4 protein-coding genes are annotated in these 4,347 nt (G+C 47.6%); 3 read left to right on the top strand and 1 reads right to left on the bottom strand.

Annotation, left to right across the window (positions count from 1 at the left end; translation table 11 throughout):
* Both F6K20_RS26145 and cphA read left to right on the top strand, forming a co-directional pair.
* Positions 1 to 679, top strand: a 679-nt coding sequence (locus F6K20_RS26145) for a cyanophycinase (RefSeq protein ID WP_287296582.1), incomplete at its 5' end; no start/stop codon positions are given.
* Positions 680 to 1,116: 437 nt separating this feature from the next.
* Positions 1,117 to 3,795, top strand: a complete 2,679-nt coding sequence (cphA, locus tag F6K20_RS26140; protein ID WP_009149562.1) for a cyanophycin synthetase — start codon at positions 1,117 to 1,119, stop codon at positions 3,793 to 3,795.
* On the opposite strand, the gene F6K20_RS26135 is transcribed toward cphA, so the two are convergent.
* Positions 3,788 to 3,910 carry a hypothetical protein gene (locus F6K20_RS26135; RefSeq protein WP_287296581.1) on the bottom strand — a complete coding sequence of 41 codons (123 nt, stop codon included), beginning with the start codon at positions 3,908 to 3,910 and terminating at the stop codon, positions 3,788 to 3,790. The two genes, cphA and F6K20_RS26135, sit on opposite strands and share 8 nt — an antisense overlap.
* Before the next feature lie 68 nt (positions 3,911 to 3,978).
* Between F6K20_RS26135 and F6K20_RS26130 the strand changes: the two genes are divergently transcribed.
* Positions 3,979 to 4,176, top strand: coding sequence for a hypothetical protein (locus F6K20_RS26130; protein ID WP_287296579.1), 198 nt, complete (start codon positions 3,979 to 3,981; stop codon positions 4,174 to 4,176).
* Positions 4,177 to 4,347 lie beyond the last annotated feature (171 nt).

The raw sequence follows: 4,347 nt of genomic DNA, 5'->3' as shown, positions 1-4,347 counted from the left end.
CAGAGAACCAACCGTGATTGGCAGTCGCTATCAACGCATCTTTGAAGACATGGGAGCCGAAGAAATTCGGTTGCTAGATATACGCGATCGCTCTGAAGCAGAAAACCAAGACTTACTAGAGTACTTTGAAATCTGTACCGGGGTATTCATGACTGGAGGTGACCAACTACGCTTGTGCGGGCTACTAGCCGATACCCCCTTAATGGAAAAAGTTCGGCAGCGGGTTCATCAGAGCGAGATTACCCTAGCTGGGACAAGTGCTGGGGCTGCAGTTATGGGTCATCACATGATTGCTGGTGGTGGTAGTGGTGAGTCTCCTAATCGTGCTTTGGTGGATATAACCATGGGCTTAGGAATCATTCCAGAGGTCATTGTAGATCAACATTTCTACCATCGCAATCGTATGGCACGCCTGATTAGTGCTATTTCGGAACATCCGGATCGATTGGCAATCGGAATTGATGAAGATACCTGCGCTTTGTTTGAAAAAAATGGTTGGTTAGAAGTGATGGGTAAAGGGACTGTCACAATTATTGATCCCAAGGAAATGTCTTACACGAACCAGCCTAAGATTGGTGCTAACGACCCGATCAGTATCCACAATCTGCGAGTGCATATTCTATCTCATGGCGATCGCTACCACTTTCACAAGCGTTCCTTATTTGCAGGAGAAAGCTAAACCTTCCTTCTGGAAAGCCAGCAATCCTGGACAACAACTGCAATCACCAGCCCACGCTTTTGAGTATGGCTTTACCTGCCCTTTGCCAAGGGATGCAGCGCCTTAATCAGGGGGTTTCCTCATGACTGTAGTTGGGGGAACTCATCTGAGTACCTGCTGGCTGCGATAGTTATGGATAATTTTGAAAAAAATGTTCACACAGAACAGTTTTTTTTCTCTCCAAGGTTGATAATAATAAGATTATCCCAAATCTAATCAGCAGCCTACCGGATCGCCTGATTCCCGGATTGGAGCTAGAGTTTTCAAGCGTGCCAATCGGCTAATAATGTGCCAAAGTAGTGCCAAAGTAGGCGATAAAGGCGGATTTTATTTGATAAATTGCGTCTTTACGCTTCCTTGCACATTCAGCGAGCATCACCACCGAAGTTTCAGTTGATATGAGAATTCTGAGAATCCAGACTTTACGTGGTCCTAATTATTGGAGTATTGGACATCACAAACTGATTGTCATGCGTCTCGATTTAGAGGAATTGGCAAATACCCCCTCCAACGAGATTCCTGGCTTCTATAAGGGACTAAAGACTGTCCTACCCAGTCTGGAAGAGCATTTCTGTTCCCCTGGTGTCCGGGGGGGATTCCTTTCTCGGGTTGCCAGAGGCACCATGATCGGGCACATCATTGAACACGTTGCCCTAGAACTACAAGATCTGGCGGGCATGAGAGTTGGATTTGGTCGCACTAGAGAAACAACGACACCAGGAGTCTACCAGGTCATATTTGAATACATTGATGAGCAGGTGGGTCGTTATTCAGCTAGGGCAGCTGTGCGGCTGTGCCGTAGCATCATTGATAAGCAAACCTATCCCCAAAGTGAATTAGAACAAGACCTGAAAGATTTACAAGAACTGGCTAATCATTCAGCTTTAGGACCAAGCACTCAATCCCTGGTTAAGGAAGCCGAAGCCAGAGATATTCCCTGGATGCAGCTGAGCGCGAGAGCGATGATTCAACTGGGCTACGGTGTCCACCAAAAGCGGATTCAAGCCACATTGAGTAATTATTCAGGGATTTTAGGCGTTGAGTTGGCTTGTGATAAAGAAGGTACCAAACAAATCCTGAGGGATGCTGGTGTACCGGTGCCCCGGGGGACAACAATTCGATTCCTAGATGATTTGGAAGGGGCAATTGAGGATGTAGGTGGCTACCCGATTGTGATTAAACCCCTGAATGGGAATCATGGACGAGGCATTACCCTCGATATTAATAGCTGGGAAGAGGCACAGACTGCCCATAAGACCGCCAAAGAAGTCTCCCGCTCTGTAATTGTGGAGCGCTATTATAAAGGTTTTGACCACCGGATTCTTGTGGTCAATGGCAAGGTAGTAGCAGTAGCAGAGCGCATCCCTGCCCATGTGGTGGGTAATGGTAGGTCTACCATTGAGGAATTGATTGACCAAACTAACCTTGATCCCCATCGGGGTGACGGACACGACAATGTCTTGACGAAAATTGTGGTAGACGCTACCAGTGAGAGTGTCTTGAAGAAGCAAGGCTATAGATTGGAAAGTATACCCAGAAAAGGAGAAGTATGTTACTTGCGGGAAACTGCCAATCTCAGCACTGGGGGTATTGCTGTAGACCACACCGATAACATCCATCCAGAAACTATCTGGCTGGCAGAGCGGGTTGCCAAAATTATTGGTCTGGATATTGCTGGAATTGATATTGTCACTTCCGATATCACTAAGCCTTTACGGGAAGCTGATGGGGTGGTGGTAGAAGTGAATGCTGCCCCTGGCTTTAGGATGCATGTTTGTCCTAGTCAAGGTAAGCCTAGGAATGTGGCAGCACCAGTCCTAGATATGCTCTTCCCAAATGGGCAACCTAACCGTATTCCCATCATCGCGATTACAGGTACCAACGGAAAAACCACGACAACCCGCTTAATTGCCCATATCTATCGCCAAACTGGAAAGGTTGTGGGCTATACCACTACAGATGGAATCTACATTGATGAATATGTTGTGGAAAAAGGTGATACCACTGGACCCCAAAGTGCTCAGGTAATTCTCAAAGACCCTACTGTTGAGGTGGCAGTGCTGGAAACTGCTCGGGGTGGGATCCTGCGTTCTGGCTTGGCCTTTGACAAATGTGATATTGGGGTGGTTTTAAATGTCTCCGCTGACCACTTGGGACTTGGAGACATCAACACCATTGAACAGATGGCCAAGGTCAAGAGTATTGTGGCGGAAGTGGTGAGTCCGAAGGGCTATGCTATCCTCAATGCTGATGACCCCCTAGTCAGAGCAATGGCGGAAAAGGTAAAGGGTCAAGTGGCTTATTTCTCGATGAACTCAGAAAATGAGTTAATCAAAAATCACACCAGTGGTGGTGGTCTGGCTGCGGTTTATGAAAATGGTTATTTGTCCATCATCAAAGGGGATTGGACCCTGCGGATTGACGAGGCAGTAAATGTGCCAGTGACAATTGGGGGACGGGCACCTTTTATGATTGCGAATGCTCTAGCTGCCAGTCTCGCTGCCTTTGCTCAAGGGGTCTCGATTGAGGCCATTAGAGAAGCATTGACCACATTTAGGGCTTCTGTAGACCAGACACCAGGGCGAATGAATTTGTTCAATCTTGGCAGTTACCATGCTCTAGTGGATTATGCCCACAATGCAGCTAGTTACGAGGCATTGGGTAGTTTTGTGCGCAACTGGCCCGGAGAGTGCTTTGGGATTGTGGGTGGTCCTGGGGATCGCCGGAATGAAGACTTTATTGAACTAGGACGACTCTCAGCAAAAATCTTTGACAGGATTATTATCAAAGAAGATGATGACTTACGGGGACGTCCCAGTGGTGATGCAGCTGAGTTAATTTGTAAGGGCATAGGACAGGAAAAAAGCGAGTCCAACTATGAGATTATCCTCAGGGAGACAGAGGCAATTGAGAGGGGTTTGGATAAAGTCGCTGATGGTGGTTTAGTGGTGATTCTGCCAGAAAGTGTAAGTCGTGCGATCAAACTAATTGAGGCTCGTAATCCTTTGCCGGATAATGGCCTTAAGGCAAGCAGTGCTGACAACGAAGATGAGTTGAAGCCATCGGTGGTCAATTAAGCTGCTGTTGGGATTGGTTGAAAGTTGTTCGCGTAGCGTGGCCTTTTGGCCAAGGTTGTTCGCGTAGCGTGGCCTTTTGGCCAAGGTTGTTCGCGTAGCGTGGCCTTTTGGCCAAGGTTGAAGGTTCAGTGCGATCGCATTGAGGCGCTCAGCTGCAAAAGATTGACTTAAGGTCAGCCCTGGATGGGATTAACCCAAAGCACCTGGGCAAAAAGCGATGTTCCAAAGGAACATCGCTTTTTCTACAGCTATGCGATCGCTAACTTCAAACCTGACAGATCTTTATGTGGGTGGTATGGCGCTACGCGCAAGGCAAGAAGAATCCCCCCTAGCCTTAAGAAGGGGGGCGGGCAAGAGGCAAAGGTACGCTTTCCGTATTAAGAGGCGTTGCTGATTCTGGGTATGATTTTGCCCCCCTAACCCCCCAATTTTGCGATGTGACACCTTCGGGTCGCACTTAAAAGTTGTCTACAACAGCTTGTGCTGCTTGTATCAATGTCCTAACTTTAATGCGTAGTCCTATATTTCTTTTCAGCCACTACCCCACATCCC

The organism is Moorena sp. SIO2C4, assembly GCF_010672485.1.
In the GTDB taxonomy this organism is placed as follows: domain Bacteria; phylum Cyanobacteriota; class Cyanobacteriia; order Cyanobacteriales; family Coleofasciculaceae; genus Moorena; species Moorena producens.
Note: the sequence above shows the minus strand (reverse complement) of the source record. Positions and strands in the feature narration are given on the sequence as shown.

What these genes read in the sequence shown, in the direction of transcription:
- cphA (WP_009149562.1), top strand. Translation starts at nt 1,117, where the DNA reads ATGAGAATTCTGAGAATCCAGACTTTACGTGGTCCTAATTATTGGAGT.
- F6K20_RS26130 (WP_287296579.1), top strand. Translation starts at nt 3,979, where the DNA reads ATGGGATTAACCCAAAGCACCTGGGCAAAAAGCGATGTTCCAAAGGAA.